The organism is Mesorhizobium sp. M7A.F.Ca.MR.148.00.0.0 (genome assembly GCF_003997735.1).
Classification (GTDB): domain Bacteria; phylum Pseudomonadota; class Alphaproteobacteria; order Rhizobiales; family Rhizobiaceae; genus Mesorhizobium.
In genome coordinates, this window is the sequence record NZ_RZTB01000406.1 from 1 (window position 1) to 451 (window position 451).

Annotated in this window: 1 pseudogene; it reads left to right on the forward strand. The window is 57.0% G+C overall.

Features of this window, described 5'->3' with window-relative positions:
• Window positions 1–294: 294 nt before the first annotated feature.
• Window positions 295–451 (forward strand): annotated as a pseudogene (locus tag EOB49_RS38420) (RidA family protein); the annotation flags it as partial.

The following is a 451-nucleotide window of genomic DNA, read 5'->3' on the forward strand; positions in this document are numbered from 1 at the left end:
CACGATACGCTCTCGAGACAGCGGCGGCTCGCTGCTCGCTTCCTGCATGGGTGGAAGCTTTGTCCGTTGCGATCGTTTGCTGGCACTGCGGGGTTTGGCTGCCATCTGTCTTCCTTGCTGGCCGAACGTCGATTTTGGCGGGCACCGTCAGGAATGTCGACGCTGATCGCTTGACTAGTACGACGTACCATACGATGACTCGTACATCGCACGATTCATCGTATGAGCGATCTGGTTAAAGTTCATGCCGGCCGCGAGTGCGTTTATTCGCGGTTAGCAGAGCCAGGAGAAATCATGTCACGCGCAATCAAGCATCTGCTTACCGGAGGGCTAATCATCATGACCATGGCAGTTTCCGCTGCGGCTACAGCGACTGGGAACGACCTCAAGCTGACCATCGTCAATCCACAGACGCTCTACGACCCGTCGCCGAATGGCTACAGCACCGCCG